A 20,658-nucleotide genomic window follows, 5' to 3' on the forward strand; every position below is an offset into this window, starting at 1 on the left:
TTAATATAATACCTTTATTTATTTGTTAAATCAACTTTATATCTAATTAAGTTGATTTAATTCTTTAGTGAATATATCTTTATAGAATAAAATCATGGCACCAGCTGTAGTTCTTTTGGCTAAGGGGAGGGTGCATCTGCTAGTCCGATAAAATCTAGTTTCATCATCAGAAATGTTTTTAAATTTCTTATATACTCTAATGGCTACTCTAGCATTGAATCTTATATAATCTCTTATGGAGTCAAGTAAATAGGCACCTGTTTCTACCTGAAAATCTTTCATATATTCATGAGTACGTTTAACATAATTTTCATACTGATGATGGTTATCTAGTAAACGAATATTAGCATGTTGAGGAATAGTCATATCTTGAATAATGTGTAAAGATGCACCAAAATAGAATAATGATTTGTTAAAGTCTCCTTGTTTCCATAGGTTAATGGATTCATTATAATAATCAACTCCTAAATCCATAGCACTTTTTCTTCCATATAATCCTTTCTTTGTAGTTGGATTATAGAAATGATTTGAGCTTTTAAAATCTTGGTCTGCCCATACAGCTCCTTCGTTAATATGATAAATATAACTTGTAAAGAATTCATATTCTTTAACATATTCATCATTCTTAAGAATTTTCAAAGCCCTTATATTAATAAATTTATGAACCCTACAATGAGTATTTATAATAGATTTTTTAATAGGATTAGCCATGTCAAAAACTGTCTTTAATGCTTTATCGTAAGTGGTTTCTAAGAAATCCATTTTTATCACTCCTATGTTTTATTAATTTTAGTATTGGTATTTTTACAAATATTATAAATAAGTATGAAATATAATATCTTTTTAAATCTAAGTAAGTGATAATTTGTGGATTATGGGGAATATATATAAATTGACATTGGGTTTTTCTGTTGGTATTATAAATGAATTTAATAAAACATAAGGTATATAACTAGAATTGGAGTGGATAATAATGCGTATATTTATAGCAGTAGAATTTTCAAATGAGATAAAAAAATATTTACACAATATACAGGAGATAGTAAAGAAAAATAGTATCTCAGGAAAATTTACTGATAAGGATAATTTTCATTTAACTATTAGGTTCATAGGAGAAATTACAGAAGTGCAGTTAAATAATCTAAAGAAGGCTATTGATAATGTAGCTTTAAATCAAGAGGAGTTTGAATTGAATTTCAGCAGATTAGGAGAATTTCCTAGAGGTGAAAAGAGAATAATATGGTTAGGAATAGAAGCAAATCAAATGATGGATAAATTATATTTTAAATTAGAGAATGAATTAGAAAAACAAGGTTATGAAAAAGAGGGAAGAGGTTTTGTTCCCCATATTACCATGGGCAGAGAAGTAGTTATTGCAGAGGAGTTTAAAGAATTAGAAATGAAGGCTAAAATCATCGATGGAATAATATCTGTAGATAAAGTGTCAATAATGGAAAGTACAAGAATAAATGGAAAACTAACTTATATTCCAGTTTATGTTAGAGAATTTAGTGTAAGTACTAATGGTTAAAAAATAAAAAAGCTTAAATTGGAATATTTTTGATATACATAGGTGATACTCCATAAATGTGATATTAATTTACATAAGGAGGATAAAATGATAGTAGGAATTCCAAAAGGGCTTTTATATTACAAATATAATCCTTTTTTACAAACATTTTTTAGTGAACTTGGAGCTGAAGTAATTACCTCTGAAGACACTAATAAAAAAATACTAAACGAAGGTATTAAATATTCGGTGGATGAAGCTTGTCTTCCAATAAAGGTGTTTCATGGACACGTTTTTTCATTGAGGGATAAAAGTGATATTATTGTAATTCCAAGAATAATGCAGGTTAAAAAAAGAGAATATATATGTCCAAAATTTTGCGGACTTCCTGAAATGATTATAAATAGTATTCCAGATATGCCTAAAACAATTACAGAACCTATTTACGCCATATCAAAGAGAAAACTTTATAATTGGGCAGAAAATGCAGGGAGTATTATAACTAAAGATAAATCAAAGATTAAAAAGGCATTTAACAGAGCTTTAATAGAGCAAAAAGGTTATGATTCAGGAATAAAAGATGAGAATTATAGATTAAATATTGCCTTAGTGGGACATCCATATAATATATATGATGATTTTATAAATATGAATATAGTAAAAAAACTTAATAAATTAGGTATAGGAGTTATAACTGAAGAGTGTCTAAGTGAAGATTTAATAAATAAAGAAGTTGACGATTTATACAAAAGACCATTTTGGACTTTTGCAAGAAACTCTTATGGATTTGCATCTCATATTTCTAAGGAAAAGCAAGTAAATGGAATTATATATATATCATCATTTGCCTGTGGTATAGATTCTGTTGTAGTTGAACTTATTAAAGATAAAATAGATGAATTTCCTTTCATGATATTAAAGATAGATGAACATACTGGTGAAGCAGGTCTTGATACAAGGGTAGAGGCATTTGCTGATATGTTAGAAAGGAGTTGCTAGGATGAAAATAACAGCACCACATTTGGGAAATGTATATTTAGCAGCTAAGGCGTTATTTGATGGACTTGAAATAGATTATATTATGCCTCCCTTAAGTAATAAGTCAGCTATAGAAATAGGGTCTTTGTATTCTCCAGAAGAAATATGTCTACCTTTTAAGATAATGGTGGGGAATTATATACAGGCGATCGAAAAAGGGGCAGATACAGTAATAATTCCTGGAAGCTGCGGACCCTGTAGGTTTGGAGAATACGGAGAAATGCAAATGAATCTATTGAATAAATTAGGATATGATTTAGAATTTATATTGATAGATTCTCCAGGAGATATCGGAATTAAAGAATTATTCAATCGAATCGATAGAATATCTACAAAAAGCAATAAATCGGGACGTCAAAAAATAAAGGTCTTATCTGATGCTATAAAGATTATGAATTTAATTGATAAAATAGAAGGAGAGGCTAGATACCTTACGGGATACGAGGAAGAAAAAGGTAAGTGTAAAAAAATATTAAATAGTTGTATAAGAGAAGCATTGAAATGTAATAATCCTCAAGAAATGATACAAGTATTGAAGGAATATGAGATGGAATTAAATAATATCAAATTAGATAAAAGTAAAAATCCTGTGAAGATTGCCATAATTGGAGAAATATACACCATAATAGAACCATTTTCAAATCTATATATAGAAGATAAGCTTATGGATTATGGGGTGTCAACTCAAAAAAAATTAACTCCTAGCTGGTGGGTAAAAAATATGGCATTATCCCCTGTTAAATTAAATTCATTGGATATAAAAAATGCAGGAAAAGAATATTTATCCATAGGGGTTGGAGGTCATGGAAGAGAGTGTATCGGAGAGGCTGTATTGGCCCATGAAAATGGATTTGATGGAGCTATTCAAATATTTCCCATGGGTTGTATGCCTGAAATTGTATCAAAGGCAATTTTACCAACTATTTCAAAGGATAAAGATTTCCCCATAATGTCTCTTATTGTTGATGAAATGACAGGTGAGGCAGGATATGTTACTAGGATTGAAGCATTTGTAGATTTGCTTGAAAGGAGAAAGGTAGATGCATTATCTTGGAGTTGATGTAGGTTCAGTAAGTACAAATATTGTACTTTTAGATGAAGAAATGGATGTTGTAGAGAAAATATATTTAAGAACTAAGGGAAGTCCCATTAAAGCAGTTCAAGATGGGTTTAAAATATTAAAGGCTAATTATAATGATATGAAAATTGGTGGAGTTGGAACTACTGGAAGTGGTAGGCATATAGCGTCTACACTAATAGGTGCAGATGCAGTAAAAAATGAAATAACTGCCCATGCAGTTGCAGCTCTTGAAATTGATAAAGACGTAAAGACTATAATTGAAATAGGGGGACAGGATTCAAAGATAATAATTTTGAGAAATGGAGTAGTATCTGATTTTGGAATGAATACAGTATGTGCAGCAGGTACAGGATCATTTATTGATAGGCAAGCAGAAAGACTTGAGATTCCAATTGAAGAATTTGGTGATTATGCACTGGAATCAAATACTACAGTAAGGATTGCTGGAAGATGTGCAGTTTTTGCGGAGTCTGACATGATACATAAACAACAATTAGGATATAATAAGTCTGATATTATCAGAGGCCTTTGTGATGCCTTAGTTAGAAATTATCTCAATAATGTAGGAAAAGGAAAAGAAGTTCTACCAAAGATATTTTTTCAAGGGGGAGTAGCTGCTAATAAGGGAATAAAGAAAGCCTTTGAAAATGCATTAAGTTATGAGGTATTTGTTCCAGAACATTATAATGTAATGGGTTCAATAGGTGCTGCAATTATTGGGAGAGAATCTGCAGAAAAATTAGGTATGACAAAATTTAAAGGGTTTAACCTTGCAGAAAGTAAGTTTACATCTACAAGCTTTGAATGTAATGATTGTACAAATAGATGTGAAGTTGTTAAAATCAATGAAAATAATAATGATATTGGTTGCTTTGGAGATAGATGTGGAAAATGGAGTCATAAAATTGTAATGTAAAAGAAGCTTAGAAATTTCTAAGCTTCTTTTACATTTAAAAATCGTCTTTAAATAGTTTTTCAATAGTATTTACATCATGTTCAAGTTTTAAAGGTTTTGTGGCAGGTCCCTCTAATACTTTTCCTTCATAGGAAAATCTTGAACCATGGCAAGGACAGTCCCAGGAACTTTCTGCGGAATTCCAATTTAATTCGCATCCCATATGGGTACAAGTAGTATTTACTATATGGAGTTTCCCTTGGTAATCTCTATAGGCTCCTGCTCTTTTACCCTGAAATTCAAATATCTTAGATTCTCCATTTTGTAAATTAATATCATTATCTGAGGATGATAATTTTCCTTTTAAAAGGTGTTTTGCAACATCGGTATTTTCCACTATAAAGTTTTTTGAAGATGCTGCAATTGTTTTACGAGACGGGTTGTATACATCTGCCCAAGGACTTTCACCTTTTATAATTAAATCTCTAATAATGATAGAAGCAACAGTACTGTTTGTCATACCCCATTTTTGAAAACCAGTAGCGATATAAAGATTTGGTGTATTTGAAGTAAAGTTTCCTATATAGGGAATGCTATCTAAGGTCATACAATCTTGAGTAGACCACCTAAAAGGTATATCTTCCACAGTGAATAAATCATTTGCAAAATTCATTAATACTTCATAGTGTTTATTCATATCTTCTCCCTGACCAGTTTTATGACCCTCTCCTACTATAAGTATAAGTTCGCCATTTTCTGTATTTTCACATCTGATTGAACGAGAAGGCTCTTCTGCATTTATATACATTCCACCTGGATATTTCTCTTTTGCTTTAATTCCAGTAATATAAGTTCTTGATGGGTAGATTCGAGTAAAATACATTCCATGCTTATTATAAAAGGGATAGTGAGATGCGATAATAACTTTCTCTGCATTTACCTTACTCCCATTTATAGTCGTAATAATGTAATTATCATTATTTTCTTCAATGTCCACTGCCGTGGTCTGTTCATATATATGAACTCCTTTTTTATTTATATTCTTTGTTAATGAATACAAATATTTAAGAGGATGAAACTGTGCTTGGTTATTAAATTTAATTGCTCCCTTAATAGGTATTGAAAATGGAACATTTTGTACGTAAGAAGCTTTAATTCCTAGTTCTGATGCTGCTTTAACTTCATCATGAATTTTTTCGATATATTCATCTTGCTGAGTATATATAAAAGATGATTGAGAAATATAATTACAATCTATATTATATTCATTAGCAATTCTTTTAATCTCATGAATAGCAGTTTCATTTGCAGTAGCATATTGTTGAGCTAGTTCCTTTCCTACTTGAGATTGTAATTTATTATAAATAAGGTGATGCTGTGAAGTGATTTTTCCTGTTGTATGGCCAGAGGTACCATGACCTATACGATTGGCTTCTAAAACAGCAATGCTTAGCCCCTCTTTATGTAGTTGATAAGCACATTGAATACCTGTTAGCCCCCCACCTATAATGACTACATCTACATCAATATCTTCATTTAAAATAGGGTATTCAGCCAATGAAGTAGATAGAATCCAATAGGAAGCAGGTGTATTTTTAAAATACTTTTTATTATTAATCATTATATTATCCTCCATATATGAAATTTCAATATATTTATTCTCTGCCTATATGATAAAAAATATTCCCATATATGTTCATGAGACATATATGGATAAATATACCTTGAATATTTTTAAAAATTTGTTTGCAAATCATAAAAAAGCATGGTATACTAAATATCCAGTCAAAAATGGCTGGAAAGTTGATGGGAAATTAAGTTTTGAAATAAAATAAAAAACTTATAAAAAACCGTTGACAGTAATAAACAAAAATGTTATTATAAGAAAGTTCCCTCGAGAGAGGAAACGTTATGACCTAACACAATGAGCGTAGCGAGTTGATGTAGGTCAAACGCAATGAACACCAAATTTATACGAGCGTAGCGAGTAAATAAATTTGAGTTGTGAAACTGCGATGAACCTAGAAAACTAAACAGTGTGAGAAACTTTGAATTATAAAAAGTAACACATGAAATAACAGTCAGCAAATTTGAGCTAATCAGACTTTTAAATGAGAGTTTGATCCTGGCTCAGGACGAACGCTGGCGGCGTGCCTAACACATGCAAGTCGAGCGAAGTTTTCAAAGCAGATTTCTTCGGAATGAAGCTTTGATTATCTTAGCGGCGGACGGGTGAGTAACGCGTGAGAAACCTGCCTTTCACAAAGGGATAGCCTCGGGAAACTGGGATTAATACCTTATGACACTTAAGAGTCGCATGACTTTTAAGTCAAAGCGTAAAGCGGTGAAAGATGGTCTCGCGTCCCATTAGTTAGTTGGTGAGGTAATGGCTCACCAAGACCGCGATGGGTAGCCGGCCTGAGAGGGTGAACGGCCACACTGGAACTGAGACACGGTCCAGACTCCTACGGGAGGCAGCAGTGGGGAATATTGCACAATGGAGGAAACTCTGATGCAGCGACGCCGCGTGAACGATGAAGGCTTTCGGGTCGTAAAGTTCTGTCCTTGGGGACGATAATGACGGTACCCAAGGAGGAAGCCCCGGCTAACTACGTGCCAGCAGCCGCGGTAATACGTAGGGGGCAAGCGTTGTCCGGATTTATTGGGCGTAAAGGGTGCGTAGGCGGCCATTTAAGTCAGATGTGAAAGATCACGGCTCAACCGTGGTAAGCATTTGAAACTGAAAGGCTTGAGTTAAGGAGAGGAAAGTGGAATTCCTAGTGTAGCGGTGAAATGCGTAGATATTAGGAGGAATACCAGTGGCGAAGGCGACTTTCTGGACTTATACTGACGCTGAGGCACGAAAGCGTGGGGAGCGAACAGGATTAGATACCCTGGTAGTCCACGCCGTAAACGATGAGTGCTAGGTGTTGGGGGTCAAACCTCGGTGCCGCAGCTAACGCATTAAGCACTCCGCCTGGGGAGTACGTACGCAAGTATGAAACTCAAAGGAATTGACGGGGACCCGCACAAGCAGCGGAGCATGTGGTTTAATTCGAAGCAACGCGAAGAACCTTACCAGGGCTTGACATGCCCCTGACCGTCCTAGAGATAGGACTTTACCTTCGGGTACAGGGGACACAGGTGGTGCATGGTTGTCGTCAGCTCGTGTCGTGAGATGTTGGGTTAAGTCCCGCAACGAGCGCAACCCTTGCCTTTAGTTGCTACCATTAAGTTGAGCACTCTAGAGGGACTGCCGATGACAAATCGGAGGAAGGTGGGGATGACGTCAAATCATCATGCCCTTTATGTCCTGGGCTACACACGTGCTACAATGGTCGGTACAGCGAGCAGCGACTTAGTGATAAGGAGCAAATCTCTTAAAGCCGATCCCAGTTCGGATTGTAGGCTGCAACTCGCCTACATGAAGTCGGAGTTGCTAGTAATCGTGAATCAGAATGTCGCGGTGAATGCGTTCCCGGGTCTTGTACACACCGCCCGTCACACCATGGGAGTTGGCAATACCCGAAGCCAGTGAGCTAACCTTTGGAGGCAGCTGTCGAAGGTAGGGTCAATAACTAGGGTGAAGTCGTAACAAGGTAGCCGTATCGGAAGGTGCGGCTGGATCACCTCCTTTCTAAGGAGTTCAAAAGGACTCGCACTGATTTTGTTTAGGTTTACACTGAACATTGAAAACTAAAGAATGCAATATAAATAAGTAATTAAGGTCAAGTTATTAAGGGCGTAGGGCGAATGCCTTGGCACCAAGAGCCGATGAAGGACGGGATAAGCACCGATATGCTTCGGGGAGCAGCAAATATGCATCGATCCGGAGATTTCCGAATGGGGAAACCTACTTGAGCAACCCTCAAGTATCATGCACTGAATACATAGGTGTATGAAGGAAGACCAGGGGAACTGAAACATCTAAGTACCCTGAGGAGAAGAAAGAAAAATCGATTTCCTAAGTAGCGGCGAGCGAACGGGAAACAGCCCAAACCAGATTTATCTGGGGTTAAGGACCAGCATAACGGAATAATGAATCTAATAGAAGAGGATTGGAAAATCCCACCAAAGACGGTGATAGTCCGGTATATGAAAGATGAGTTTACCAGCTGGTATCCAGAGTACCACGGGACACGAGAAATCCAGTGGGAAGTAGGGAGGACCACCTCCCAAGGCTAAATACTCCTTGGTGACCGATAGAGAATAGTACCGTGAGGGAAAGGTGAAAAGAACCCCGGAAGGGGAGTGAAATAGAATCTGAAACCCTACGCCTACAAGCAGTGGAAGCACATTATTAGTGTAACCACGTACTTTTTGTAGAACGGGCCAGCGAGTTATGGTAGTGAGCAAGGTTAATGACTTAAGGTCAGGAGCCGTAGGGAAACCAAGTCTTAATAGGGCGAAATAGTTCCCTGCCATAGACCCGAAACCGGGTGACCTATCCATGGGCAGAGTGAAGTTGAAGTAAAATTCAATGGAGGCTCGAACCCGTTAGCGTTTAAAAGCTATGGGATGACCTGTGGATAGGGGTGAAAAGCCAATCGAACTCGGAGATAGCTGGTTCTCCTCGAAATAGCTTTAGGGCTAGCCTCAAGGAAGAGTGAAATGGAGGTAGAGCACTGAATGGTCTAGGGGCGCATAGCGTTACCAAAACCTATCAAACTCCGAATGCCATAATCATACCCTTGGGAGTCAGACTATGTGGGATAAGCTTCATAGTCGAAAGGGAAAGAGCCCAGATCACCAGCTAAGGTCCCTAAATCCAGATTAAGTGGTAAAGGATGTGAGGTTTCACAGACAACCAGGATGTTGGCTTAGAAGCAGCCATACATTTAAAGAGTGCGTAATAGCTCACTGGTCGAGAGACCTTGCGCCGAAGATTTCCGGGGCTTAAATCTGGTACCGAAGCTGTGGGATTCGAAAGAATCGGTAGAGGAGCATTGTGTGTGGGTAGAAGGTATACCGAAAGGAGTGCTGGACTGCACACAAGAGAGAATGCTGGCATAAGTAGCGAGAGGTGAGTGAGAATCTCACCCGTCGAAAGCCTAAGGTTTCCTGAGGAAGGTTCGTCCACTCAGGGTAAGTCGGGACCTAAGCTGAGGCTGAAAAGCGTAGGCGATGGACAACAGGTTGAAATTCCTGTACTAGTTACAAGCGTTTGAGAGATGGAGTGACGCAGGAGGATAAGCTAAGCGTGCCGTTGGTTGAGCACGTCCAAGCTTTTAGGGAGTTGAGATAGGCAAATCCGTTTCAACAATCCTGAGAAGTGATGGGGATCGAAAAACAAGTAGAGAAGTAGCTGACTCCACACTGCCAAGAAAAGCTTCTATCGAGTAAGTAACTACCCGTACCGCAAACCGACACAGGTAGGCGAGGAGAGAATCCTAAGACGAGCGGAAGAACCATTGTTAAGGAACTCGGCAAAATAGCCCCGTAACTTAGGGAGAAGGGGTGCCAGGGAAACCTGGCCGCAGTGAATAGGCCCAAGCGACTGTTTACCAAAAACACAAGTATCTGCTAAGTCGAAAGACGAAGTATAGGTGCTGACACCTGCCCGGTGCTGGAAGGTTAAGGGGAAGAGTTAGGGAAACCGAAGCTTAGAACTTAAGCCCCAGTAAACGGCGGCCGTAACTATAACGGTCCTAAGGTAGCGAAATTCCTTGTCGGGTAAGTTCCGACCCGCACGAAAGGTGTAACGATTTGGGCACTGTCTCAACAATGGATCCGGTGAAATTGTAGTATACGTGAAGATGCGTATTACCCGCGACAGGACGGAAAGACCCCGTGGAGCTTTACTGCAGGCTGACATTGGATTTTGGCATTGCATGTACAGGATAGGTGGGAGGCTTTGAAGCCAGGGCGCCAGCTTTGGTGGAGTCAACCTTGGGATACCACTCTTGTAATGCTGAAATTCTAACCTGGTACCATGATCTGGTATAGGGACACTGTCAGTTGGGCAGTTTGACTGGGGCGGTCGCCTCCTAAAGAGTAACGGAGGCGCTCAAAGGTTCCCTCAGCACGGTCGGAAATCGTGCGAAGAGTGTAAAGGCAAAAGGGAGCTTAACTGTGACACCAACAAGTGGAGCAGAAACGAAAGTTGGACTTAGTGATCCGGTGGTTCCGAGTGGAAGGGCCATCGCTCAACGGATAAAAGCTACCCCGGGGATAACAGGCTTATCTCCCCCAAGAGTCCACATCGACGGGGAGGTTTGGCACCTCGATGTCGGCTCGTCTCATCCTGGGGCTGGAGTAGGTCCCAAGGGTTGGGCTGTTCGCCCATTAAAGAGGCACGCGAGCTGGGTTCAGAACGTCGTGAGACAGTTCGGTCCCTATCCGTCGTGGGCGTAGGAAATTTGAGAGGAGCTGTCCTTAGTACGAGAGGACCGGGATGGACAGACCGCTGGTGTATCAGTTGTCATGCCAATGGCACGGCTGAGTAGCTAAGTCTGGAAGGGATAAGTGCTGAAGGCATCTAAGCACGAAGCCCCCCTCAAGATAAGATTTCCCACTTTTAAAGATAAGACTCCAAGAAGACCACTTGGTAGATAGGTCTCAGGTGTAAGAGTAGTAATACTTTAAGCTAAGAGATACTAATAAGTCGAGGACTTGACCTTTATGACCTAACACAATGAAACTTTGTTGAGTTGATGTAGGTCAAACGCAATGAGTACCAAATCTAATAGATTTGAGTTACGAAACTGTGTATATTGCATTTAATAGTTTTCGTCTGGTGACGATAGCAAGATGGACACACCTGTACCCATACCGAACACAGAAGTTAAGCATCTTAACGCCGATGGTACTTGGTTGGAAACGACCTGGGAGAGTAGGAAGTTGCCGGGCTACATATATATATAGAAGGCTCTATTACGTTGGTCGTAGTAGGGCTTTCTTTTTTTTATGACCTAACCCGATTTGTGTATTTTGCAAATCGATGGTAGGTCAAACGCAATGAGCACCAAATCTACATGAGCGTAGCGAGTGAATAGATTTGTGATGCGAGACTGCGTGGTCACTGTGTCAAACAGCTCAATCTAACGAACGAAGAGAGTTCTGGTAGGTCAAACGCACCTACGCTGTCCGTTTTGTCTACAATTCGTTACACTCATTGGACAAAAAGGCAACGAGAACCAAATCTATACGAGTGTAACGAGCAAATAGATTTGAGTTGCGAAACTGCGAAAGTACATATTACAAAATATCGCAGTCTCGTAATTAGTATAAGGTATACACTCATTTATATCAATCCTAGTAATTTTACAAAACTAGTAACTATAAAACAAGTTATAATACCAAATAAAGTTGGAAGCATAAAAGAAATAAAGGTCCATTTAAAACTTTGAGTTTCTTTCTTTATGGTTAAACAAGTAGTTGCACAAGGCCAGTGCATAAGGGAGAATAGCATAACATTTATAGCTGTTAACCAAGTCCAGCCATTTACTATAAGAAGCTCTTTCAATTGCACTAAGCTATCTAATTCAATTAAAGAACCTGTAGCCATATAACTCATAATTATAATTGGAATAACTATTTCATTTGCAGGAAAACCTAAAATAAATGCCATGAGAATATAACCATCTAATCCAATCAATTTTGCAAAAGGATTAAGAAAACTAGCAGAATAATTGAGTATACTAATATCATTAATAAATACATTAGCCATTATCCATATAATCAATCCTGCAGGAATAGCCACAGCCACAGCACGACCAAGAACAAACAACGTTCTGTCAAATATAGACCGAACTATGATTTTACCTACTTGTGGTTTTCTGTATGGTGGTAATTCCAATGTGAAATTTGAAGGGATTCCCTTTAATATAGTTTTAGATAACAGTTTAGATGATACTAAAGTCATAAAAATACCTAGTATTATGACTCCAGTGAGAATAAGAGTTAATACAACAGAACTTAAAGGACCATCTATAACTCCAGCGAAGAACATAGATATAATAGCTATTAATATAGGAAATCTTCCATTACATGGTACAAAATTATTTGTAATAATAGCTATTAATCGTTCTCTTGGGGAATCTATTATTCTACAACCAATTACACCTGCTGCATTACATCCGAATCCCATACACATAGTAAGTGCCTGTTTACCACAAGCACGGGATTTTTTGAAGAAATTATCAAGATTAAAGGCCACTCTAGGTAAATATCCTAAGTCTTCCAATAATGTAAACAATGGAAAAAATATTGCCATAGGTGGTAACATTACAGATACTACCCACGCTAGTGTACGATAAACTCCTAGTACTAATACTCCATGAATCCACTTAGGAGTGCCTAACCAATTGAAAAATATGGTTAATTTATTTTCTATCCAAAAAAAGCCTTTGGCAAGTAATTCAGAAGGAACATTAGCACCAGTAATTGTAATCCAAAATACTATGGAAAGAAGAAAAATCATAAGTGGGATTCCAAATGTTTTTGAAGTAAGATATTTATCTATTTTTCTATCAAAATCATTATAATTTGTATTTTGGAAAGAAACGACTTTACTACTAATATCTTCGGCAATATTTACAAGTCGGCTAACAACCTTATCACGAAAAACCTCTTGATCCATTCCTAAGGTATTTAGATAATCTATTGTATTATGGACTTTTTCCATCAATTCTCTATGTTCATTTAAATTAAATCCGATATGTTTATTTATTGAATTTATTAAAGTTGAGTCTCCTTCTATTAATTTTAGTGAAATCCATCTAGAATTAAGACTATTATCAATTAATAGATTAAGGACTGTATCAACTTCAGTAATTGCTTTTTCTATCTCCTTTTGGTATTTAATTTTAATAGGATTTAAATTAAGTTTATTTACAGATACATTGTAAATCTGATCCATTAAAGTTTCTAATCCATTGCCTGTAATAGCACTAGTCCCTACTACTGGCACCCCAAGTTCATCAGATAATTTATCTAAATCTATATTTATATTTTTCCTTTTTGCCTCATCCATAAGATTTACACATACTACAACCTTTGAAGTAATTTCAAGAGATTGTAATACAAGATTTAAATTTCTTTCTAGACAAGTGGCATCTACAACGATGACTGTAGTATCTGGATTACCAAAACATATGAAATCTCTAGCCACTTCTTCCTCGACAGAGTTTGCCATTAAAGAATAAGTCCCAGGAATATCTACTAATATGAAGTTTTTATTATTGTATGAGTACATTCCATGGGCATTTGTAACGGTTTTACCAGGCCAATTGCCAGTATGCTGATTTAATCCAGTTAAGTTATTAAAGACTGTAGATTTTCCAACATTAGGGTTTCCACCTAAAGCAATAATTTTATCATCAGGTGTTAATTTTTCTATTTTTAGTTCTGCTTCAAAACTTCCTATTCCCTTTGACATACATTCCCTAACCTCCTTATTAAAGTTTTTCTACTAAAATCATAGCTGCTAACTCAGAACGAAGAGCAATTACGGCTCCCCTTATGGAGTAAGCAACAGGATCACCGGAAGGACTCTGATGTAAAGGTTCAATTATAGTATTATCTATTATTCCTAAGTCTAGCATTCTTCTTCTTATTAAACCTTCAGAAGTTAATTTCTTAACTTTACATTTTTCACCTATTGATAATGAACTAAGAGATATATAGTTATCAATCATATTAAAACCTCCCAAAAAAATTTAGCCGCGGGAAAACTTTCCCTATATCAAAATATGAAAATACTTTGTAAGTGTTACTCATATATATAAATAAAATATATTATTTTAATGTGGGGGTGATAAATTGGATAGTAATTTTTGGACTGTAAGGGGATACGAATTAAAAAGACATAATAAAGCCAATCTTACTCCAGCTTTAGAAGACTATCTTGAAATGATATACAGAAATACTTTAGTAGAATCGTATATTCGTATAAATACATTGGCAAAACTATTAAATGTAAGAGATTCTTCTGCTTCAAAAATGGTAAAAAAACTTTGGGAACTAGGCTTAGTTGATTATGAGAAATATGGAATTGTAACTTTAACTGAAGAAGGAAAGAAAGAAGGAGAATTTTTATTAAATAGACATAATATTATAGAACAATTTTTATATTTCATAGGATGTGAAGACAATACTCTATTACAGACAGAGATGATAGAACATTATATTTCAACTAGTACAATTGAAAATATAGAAATTTTATATAATTTCTTTTATGATAACAGAGATATATTAGAGAGATATATTAATTATAGGGAAGCAAATTTGGAAAAATGAAGATGGTAAGGTAATAATTCTTCATCAATAATTGATAGCTGTTTAAATTGACTGTATAAAGCTAAATATGGTAAAATTTAGTCTATAATTACATACCTTTCCTTTGGGCAATTTTACTAGATAATTTAATTGTACCAAAAAGAAAGGTATTGTTTATATTAAAAAACCTTGAAAGTCATGGTATGATATGCTCCCCTTGTAGTAGACAGTTAAAATAATAAAACTGTTTACTGTAAGGAGGAGTATTTTTTATGGGAAGAAAAAGTAGCTTCACAATAGATGAAAAACTTGAATATATTCATAGATGTATAAGGGGAGACGATTCCGTCAATCATGCAGCAAAACTAATTGGTGTTAGCAATAATACTTTAAAGAGGTGGATCCGTAATTATGAATCATTGGGTATTGATGGCTTAAATAACACCTCTAAAAATACCATTTATTCAGAAGAGGTTAAAAATATGGCTGTGAGAGACTATCTTGATGGAAAAGGGTCATTATCTGATATATGTAAAAAATATGGAATTAAGTCAACTAAACAGTTACGAAACTGGATTTTAAAGTATAATAGTCATGAGGAACTAAAATCTTCTGGAACGGGAGGAATAGCAATCATGACTAAAGGACGTAAGACAACTTATGAAGAACGAATTGAAATAGTAAAATATTGTATAGAGCATCAAAATAACTATGCTGAAACAGCACAACATTTCCAAGTATCATATCAGCAGGTCTATTCATGGGTGACAAAATATGAAAAGGATGGAGTTGAAGCTCTTCAGGATAGACGTGGTAAAAGAAAATCTGTAGAAGAAATGTCCGAGCTAGAGAAATTAAAAGCAGAGAATAAATTATTGCGGGCAGAAAATAAAAGAAAGCAGATGGAACTTGATTTTCTAAAAAAGCTGGAAGAGTTAGAAAGGGGTCGATACTAAGTCAGGTAAGACATGAAAATATATATCTAGCAATACGTGATTTACATGATACTAAAAAATATCCGGTAACAGAATTATGTAAATTGGCTGGAATACAAAGATCATCTTACTACAAATGGCTTAATAGAAAAGAAAAGATTAATGAGAAATTTAATAAAGAACTAATCCCATTAATTAAAGATGCCTATGAGGAAAGAAATGGAATACTAGGCTATAGACAAATGACATTAAAACTTAATCGTGAGCATAACCTAAAAGTCAATCATAAAAGAATTTATCGTCTAATGGATATATTAAAGCTAAAATCAGTATGCCGTAAAAAGAGGAAAAATTACATTAAATCAACTCCTGAAATTACAGCTGATAATATACTTAATCGAGACTTTAAATCGAATCAATTTGGAGAAAAATGGCTCACAGATGTAACAGAGATGAAGTATGGGTCTGGAGGTAAAGCATACCTTAGTGCAATATTGGATCTTGCGGATAAAAGTATTGTGTCTTTTGTATTAGGACATTCAAATAATAACAAATTGGTATTTGATACCTTTGATATAGCTCATTCTAAATATCCAAACAGTAGTCCAATCTTTCATAGCGATAGAGGTTACCAATATACAAGTAAGACATTTAAAAAGAAGTTGGATGAAGCAGGTATGATACAAAGCATGTCCAGAGTATCAAGATGCATTGATAATGGACCTATGGAAGCATTTTGGGGAATGTTAAAGTCAGAAATGTACTATCTTAAAAAGTTTAACACATATACCGAGTTAGAGTCTGCTGTTGTAAAGGACAATGATAAAATACAGATAAAAGGTAATCAAAAAGTACAGAGTTCTTAATCAAAGAGGGAACACTACCTAAAGAATAAAAAATAATAGGTGGTGTGAATATGAAAGGAGAACTTTGGATGGATATAAGAAATGATTATCTTAAGGGGCTATCCATTTCAGAAATATCAAGAAAATATAATATCAATTGGAGAACAGCTAAAAAGTATGCAGCAGCTATTGAGACGCCAAAATATACATTAACTAAAGATAAACCTTCTAAGTTAGATGACTTTAAACCTATGATAGATGAGTTACTAGAGGAAGCCCCATATAGTGCTGTAAGGATATTAGAAATAATAACTGATCAAGGGTTTGATGGTAAAATTGGTATAGTTAAAAACTATGTTAGAACTAAAAAGAAAGAGCTAAATACAAAAGCTACAGTCAGATTCGAAACTTTACCTGGGAAACAGGGTCAAGTTGATTGGGCTCATTTTGGAACATTCATGGATGAACTAGGAAGAGAACATAAACTGTATTGTTTTTTAATGATTTTAGGGTACTCGAGAATGCGATATATAGAATTTGTTACAGAGATGAGCACAGAAACTCTAATAAGATGTCATAATAATGCTTTTAGATATTTTAATGGATATCCAGAGCATATACTCTATGACAACATGAAGCAAGTTGTTGTAAAAAGAATGATAAAGCAAGAAGATTCTAAGTTAAATCCATTATTTGAGGACTTTGCAGGATTTTACGGAATAAAACCTATACTATGTAGGCCTTACCGAGGCCAGACTAAGGGTAAAATTGAAAGAACAGTCAGATATGTAAGGGATAACTTCTTTACTGGTATTAAATTTGTTAACCTAATAGATTTAAATAATGAAGCTCTCTCCTGGTGTGAAAAGATAAATAGAAAGGTCCACGGAACTACAAATAAAATTCCTTATGAAATGCTGCAAAAAGAAAAGTTAAATAAATTCGATCGAGAATATGTTTTAAGTATTGAAGAAAAAAGAAAAGTAGAGAAAGACTGCTTGATTTCCTTTAAGGGTAATAAATATTCTGTCCCACCAGAATATATAGGAAAAGAAGTTTCAGTATTCTCTACAGACAACTTAGTTAAAATTTATCATAATAGCTCATTAATATCAACTCATAGCACATGCTTTGATAGGAATAAACTAATAGTCTTAAAAGAGCATTATGAATCTATAGGTATAGTATCTCCAAAAAGATATGGTAAAAATACATTGATTAAAACAAATGTTAATCCCTCTTTTGATGTAGAAGATAGAGATTTATCAACATATGATGAAATTTATGAGGAGGGAAAAAGTGAGTAATGTAGCTTATGAGAGAATTAAAAATAACTTAGAAAAGCTAAAACTAACAAAAATAAATGAAATAATAGATAACTATTTGGAAATAGCCTTAAAAGAAGAAACCAATATAGTAGATATACTAGACTATCTTTTAGATCAAGAAACTAAATTTAAAGACACAAGAGCTTCAGAAATACAGGTAAATGTAGCAGGTTTTCCATATAGAAAAACCTTGGAAGACTTTGAATTTGAATTTCAACCTTCAGTTGATAAACGATTAGTTGAAGAATTATCTACATTAAGGTTTGTGCATAATGCTGAAAATGTGGTGTTCTTAGGACCACCTGGAGTTGGTAAGACCCATTTAGCTATAGGATTAGGTATCACAGCAGCTAAGAATAGGCATTTAACATATTATATTAGTTGTCAGGACTTAATATCAGAACTAAATAAGGCACACTTTGAAAACCAACTTCAAAAGAAACTCAAACATTACGCTAAGTACAAGCTATTGATAATAGATGAAATAGGGTATCTTCCTATGGATATTCAAGGGGCTAACCTATTCTTCCAACTAATAGCTAAAAGATATGAAAAGTGTTCAACTATATTTACTTCAAATAAGTCATTTTCACAGTGGGGTGAAGTATTTTCAGATAATACAATAGCGGCTGCTATTTTAGATAGAATACTTCATCACGCAACGGTAGTTAATATTAAAGGAGAATCATACAGATTAAAAGATAGAAAAGAGTATATGTCTTCTAGAAAAGAAATCACAAATACTCTTTTAAATAAATAAATTCTCTGCACTTTTTAAATGACTTTTTTATGTAGAATTAGATTGTCGTTGACAGCTGTTATAGAATATATAAATTATTACAATAATCATAGATATCAGAAGCGATTAAAGTGCATGAGTCCACTAGAATACAGATGTTATCTTTTAGATTTAGTCGCATAGAATAAAATTACGCCAATCATAATTTAATGATTGGCGCACAAAGTTTTTTATTATTTCCACTGTCTACTTGACAGGGGCATGTTCAGTAATGGAGGGTTTTATATATTAATTATATAAATAAGTTTTAAGGTATTATATTAGGTAGATACAGAAGAAGGAGGGAAATTGATGACTAGCAATTATTGGGTCGGTAAAAAGATAAGGCTTCGTGCAGTGGAGTTAAAAGATATTGATAGTTTTTTCAAAGCAAGTTTTGATGCAGATACAGATTTAGATAGATTTTGTGATGAGATACACTTTCCGCAATCGAAAGAAAAAATGCGAGAAAGGTTAGAAAATATTATTAAAAGTGAGTCACAGAGTGACGAGTTCTGGTGGATTATTGAGGATATAAATGGAAATGCAGTAGGTAATATTAATACATTTGAATGCAATAGAAGAATTGGAACATTTAGATATGGTATTGGGTTGGAGAAACCTTATTGGGGAAATGGGTATGCAAAAGAAGCAATCAAAATAGTATTAAGATATTATTTTAGAGAATTAAGATATCAGAAAGTTAATGCATATGTCTATTCATTTAATCAAAGATCATTAAAACTCCACGAATCATTAGGATTTCAACAAGAAGGCAGATTGAGAAGAATGGTCTATACTAATGGAAAGTTTTATGACGAAATATATTATGGTATGACTTGTGAAGAATTTGATGCAATAGATATACCAAAAGATTTATAGGAAATTGGTGAGATGGATTCTATTCATATAAAGTTGGAAAACAGTGAGGTTGACTATTTAATAAGAGTTGCTTTTCAAATTATTATTGGAGCTATTCTATTTTTTGTTTTTTCGGGAACATTAAAGAATTATATGAAAGAAAATGAAAATTTTGAGGCTACATCACTCATACAAAATGTTCGTATACAAAATATAGACTTCTTCTTTACATATGGTAAATCAAAAAAAATTGTTCTGTAGCTTGGAGTACTGTATTTACTTAAAAGATATAAAATAGTATAATTTGATTAATCTAGGGGGTGAGTATATGTTAAGGGATATTAGCTCATTTAAAGATATTGATAGTTTCATTGAACACTTGAAAAAGAAGGATGATATTGTAGGAATTGTTGAATATGGTGGTAGAACACATAGTGATATGGGTTTTGGCGGAGATTACGATTTAACTGTTATATTTAACAAGCCTATATCTCATAATTTTACAGGGATACATTTCCATATAGGGGGAATACCAATAGATTGTATGATTTTATCTGTAGATGATTTTTTATTAGATGTTCCTTTAAATGAGTTCCTATTGGTCCATTTGAATTGTAAAATACTTTTTGATAGAAATAATATAACTAAAGACATCTTAGATAAAATAAAAAAGACTTGGAAAGCTCCAGAATATTTATCAGAGTATGAGATAAGTACTTTTAGGTTCACGTTTCAACATATAATAGATAAATTAGAACATAGATTATATGAAAATGAGTTATATTCTAAGTATTTTATATTTTCATCTTTTGATTGGTTTCTTCAATGTTATGCAAGAATAAAAAATTTAGAAATAGGAAAGCCCAAAGTACATTTGAACTATATTGAAAATAATAATCCGGAATTATTTAATATTATTAACCAGATGTATACTACAGAAGATTTAAGTGTAAAATTTGAAATGCTAAAAAAATGTGCATACCATATGTTGGAGCCAATTGGTGGATTATGGCAAAGGGATGAAATTTTATTTCATATGACACCTGATGGAAAGATTATAGATGAGGAACAACAGTCAGTTATTAGGTTATTGTTTGAGTAAAATTTTGGAATGTATTAGATTGTCTTGCACAGTAATCTCTGGAGGGTAAAAACTAATAAAGATTAGG

16 protein-coding genes and 3 rRNA genes are annotated in these 20,658 nt (G+C 34.7%); 15 read left to right on the forward strand and 4 right to left on the reverse strand.

All coding sequences use genetic code 11. From position 1 onward, the window contains the following. Positions 1 to 42: 42 nt before the first annotated feature. Positions 43 to 762: a zinc dependent phospholipase C family protein gene (locus tag KQI41_RS07685; RefSeq protein ID WP_154439695.1), complete on the reverse strand. Its 720-nt coding sequence runs from the start codon at positions 760 to 762 to the stop codon at positions 43 to 45. A 211-nt stretch (positions 763 to 973) separates the two neighbouring features. Between KQI41_RS07685 and thpR the strand changes: the two genes are divergently transcribed. The 4 genes from thpR (at position 974) to KQI41_RS07705 (ending at position 4,545) form a co-directional block, all read left to right on the forward strand. After that, positions 974 to 1,531 (forward strand): RNA 2',3'-cyclic phosphodiesterase, encoded by a 558-nt coding sequence (gene thpR, locus KQI41_RS07690; RefSeq protein ID WP_154439696.1) that lies wholly within the window; start codon positions 974 to 976, stop codon positions 1,529 to 1,531. An 87-nt stretch (positions 1,532 to 1,618) separates the two neighbouring features. Beyond that, positions 1,619 to 2,509: an acyl-CoA dehydratase activase-related protein gene (locus KQI41_RS07695; RefSeq protein ID WP_154439697.1), complete on the forward strand. Its 891-nt coding sequence runs from the start codon at positions 1,619 to 1,621 to the stop codon at positions 2,507 to 2,509. A gap of 1 nt (position 2,510) precedes the next feature. After that, on the forward strand, positions 2,511 to 3,608 hold the full coding sequence (locus KQI41_RS07700; protein WP_216585117.1) for a 2-hydroxyglutaryl-CoA dehydratase: 1,098 nt from the start codon (positions 2,511 to 2,513) through the stop codon (positions 3,606 to 3,608). Next, positions 3,589 to 4,545 carry an acyl-CoA dehydratase activase gene (locus KQI41_RS07705; RefSeq protein WP_216585118.1) on the forward strand — a complete coding sequence of 319 codons (957 nt, stop codon included), beginning with the start codon at positions 3,589 to 3,591 and terminating at the stop codon, positions 4,543 to 4,545. Before KQI41_RS07700 ends, KQI41_RS07705 begins: the two co-directional genes overlap by 20 nt. Positions 4,546 to 4,579: 34 nt before the next feature. Here KQI41_RS07705 and KQI41_RS07710 read toward each other — a convergent pair whose 3' ends face one another. Beyond that, the gene (locus tag KQI41_RS07710) at positions 4,580 to 6,145 is read right to left on the reverse strand and encodes an FAD-dependent oxidoreductase (RefSeq protein WP_216585119.1); all 1,566 of its coding nucleotides are present in this window, start codon (positions 6,143 to 6,145) and stop codon (positions 4,580 to 4,582) included. Positions 6,146 to 6,631: 486 nt separating this feature from the next. Here KQI41_RS07710 and KQI41_RS07715 point away from each other — a divergent pair. The 3 genes from KQI41_RS07715 (at position 6,632) to rrf (ending at position 11,373) form a co-directional block, all read left to right on the forward strand. Further along, a 16S ribosomal RNA gene (locus KQI41_RS07715) occupies positions 6,632 to 8,161 on the forward strand. An 89-nt stretch (positions 8,162 to 8,250) separates the two neighbouring features. Beyond that, positions 8,251 to 11,144, forward strand: a 23S ribosomal RNA gene (locus KQI41_RS07720). A 112-nt stretch (positions 11,145 to 11,256) separates the two neighbouring features. After that, positions 11,257 to 11,373 (forward strand): 5S ribosomal RNA (gene rrf / locus KQI41_RS07725). Together the 16S, 23S and 5S rRNA genes form the textbook arrangement of a ribosomal RNA operon. Positions 11,374 to 11,767: 394 nt before the next feature. Here the strand turns inward: rrf and feoB are convergent. Next, positions 11,768 to 13,903, reverse strand: a complete 2,136-nt coding sequence (gene feoB / locus KQI41_RS07730) for a ferrous iron transport protein B (protein WP_216585120.1) — start codon at positions 13,901 to 13,903, stop codon at positions 11,768 to 11,770. A gap of 19 nt (positions 13,904 to 13,922) precedes the next feature. Next, a complete protein-coding gene (locus KQI41_RS07735) occupies positions 13,923 to 14,162 on the reverse strand; it encodes a FeoA family protein (RefSeq protein WP_154443119.1) in 240 nt (79 codons plus the stop codon). 124 nt (positions 14,163 to 14,286) lie between these two features. Here KQI41_RS07735 and KQI41_RS07740 point away from each other — a divergent pair, with 124 nt between their 5' ends. The 8 genes from KQI41_RS07740 (at position 14,287) to KQI41_RS07775 (ending at position 20,591) form a co-directional block, all read left to right on the forward strand. After that, on the forward strand, positions 14,287 to 14,763 hold the full coding sequence (locus KQI41_RS07740; RefSeq protein WP_154443120.1) for a metal-dependent transcriptional regulator: 477 nt from the start codon (positions 14,287 to 14,289) through the stop codon (positions 14,761 to 14,763). A 251-nt stretch (positions 14,764 to 15,014) separates the two neighbouring features. Next, on the forward strand, positions 15,015 to 15,698 hold the full coding sequence (locus tag KQI41_RS07745; RefSeq protein WP_216585121.1) for a helix-turn-helix domain-containing protein: 684 nt from the start codon (positions 15,015 to 15,017) through the stop codon (positions 15,696 to 15,698). A 20-nt stretch (positions 15,699 to 15,718) separates the two neighbouring features. Next, on the forward strand, positions 15,719 to 16,543 hold the full coding sequence (locus tag KQI41_RS07750) for an IS3 family transposase (RefSeq protein ID WP_342366211.1): 825 nt from the start codon (positions 15,719 to 15,721) through the stop codon (positions 16,541 to 16,543). Positions 16,544 to 16,593: 50 nt separating this feature from the next. Beyond that, positions 16,594 to 17,829: an IS21 family transposase gene (istA, locus tag KQI41_RS07755; RefSeq protein ID WP_216584826.1), complete on the forward strand. Its 1,236-nt coding sequence runs from the start codon at positions 16,594 to 16,596 to the stop codon at positions 17,827 to 17,829. After that, on the forward strand, positions 17,822 to 18,610 hold the full coding sequence (gene istB, locus KQI41_RS07760) for an IS21-like element helper ATPase IstB (protein WP_216584825.1): 789 nt from the start codon (positions 17,822 to 17,824) through the stop codon (positions 18,608 to 18,610). Before istA ends, istB begins: the two co-directional genes overlap by 8 nt. A gap of 18 nt (positions 18,611 to 18,628) precedes the next feature. After that, on the forward strand, positions 18,629 to 18,772 hold the full coding sequence (locus tag KQI41_RS19385; RefSeq protein ID WP_425335887.1) for an IS3 family transposase: 144 nt from the start codon (positions 18,629 to 18,631) through the stop codon (positions 18,770 to 18,772). A 168-nt stretch (positions 18,773 to 18,940) separates the two neighbouring features. Next, positions 18,941 to 19,510 (forward strand): GNAT family N-acetyltransferase, encoded by a 570-nt coding sequence (locus KQI41_RS07770; protein ID WP_154441850.1) that lies wholly within the window; start codon positions 18,941 to 18,943, stop codon positions 19,508 to 19,510. Positions 19,511 to 19,817: 307 nt separating this feature from the next. Next, positions 19,818 to 20,591: a hypothetical protein gene (locus KQI41_RS07775; protein WP_154441848.1), complete on the forward strand. Its 774-nt coding sequence runs from the start codon at positions 19,818 to 19,820 to the stop codon at positions 20,589 to 20,591. Positions 20,592 to 20,658: the final 67 nt, after the last annotated feature.

It is taken from the genome of Tissierella pigra (assembly GCF_018917845.1).
Lineage (GTDB): Bacteria > Bacillota > Clostridia > Tissierellales > Tissierellaceae > Tissierella > Tissierella pigra.

Coding starts and splice junctions, on each gene's coding strand:
- KQI41_RS07685 (WP_154439695.1), bottom strand. CDS start 762: ATGGATTTCTTAGAAACCACTTACGATAAAGCATTAAAGACAGTTTTT.
- thpR (WP_154439696.1), top strand. CDS start 974: ATGCGTATATTTATAGCAGTAGAATTTTCAAATGAGATAAAAAAATAT.
- KQI41_RS07695 (WP_154439697.1), top strand. CDS start 1,619: ATGATAGTAGGAATTCCAAAAGGGCTTTTATATTACAAATATAATCCT.
- KQI41_RS07700 (WP_216585117.1), top strand. CDS start 2,511: ATGAAAATAACAGCACCACATTTGGGAAATGTATATTTAGCAGCTAAG.
- KQI41_RS07705 (WP_216585118.1), top strand. CDS start 3,589: ATGCATTATCTTGGAGTTGATGTAGGTTCAGTAAGTACAAATATTGTA.
- KQI41_RS07710 (WP_216585119.1), bottom strand. CDS start 6,145: ATGATTAATAATAAAAAGTATTTTAAAAATACACCTGCTTCCTATTGG.
- feoB (WP_216585120.1), bottom strand. CDS start 13,903: ATGTCAAAGGGAATAGGAAGTTTTGAAGCAGAACTAAAAATAGAAAAA.
- KQI41_RS07735 (WP_154443119.1), bottom strand. CDS start 14,162: ATGATTGATAACTATATATCTCTTAGTTCATTATCAATAGGTGAAAAA.
- KQI41_RS07745 (WP_216585121.1), top strand. CDS start 15,015: ATGGGAAGAAAAAGTAGCTTCACAATAGATGAAAAACTTGAATATATT.
- istA (WP_216584826.1), top strand. CDS start 16,594: ATGAAAGGAGAACTTTGGATGGATATAAGAAATGATTATCTTAAGGGG.
- KQI41_RS19385 (WP_425335887.1), top strand. CDS start 18,629: ATGACTTTTTTATGTAGAATTAGATTGTCGTTGACAGCTGTTATAGAA.
- KQI41_RS07770 (WP_154441850.1), top strand. CDS start 18,941: ATGACTAGCAATTATTGGGTCGGTAAAAAGATAAGGCTTCGTGCAGTG.
- KQI41_RS07775 (WP_154441848.1), top strand. CDS start 19,818: ATGTTAAGGGATATTAGCTCATTTAAAGATATTGATAGTTTCATTGAA.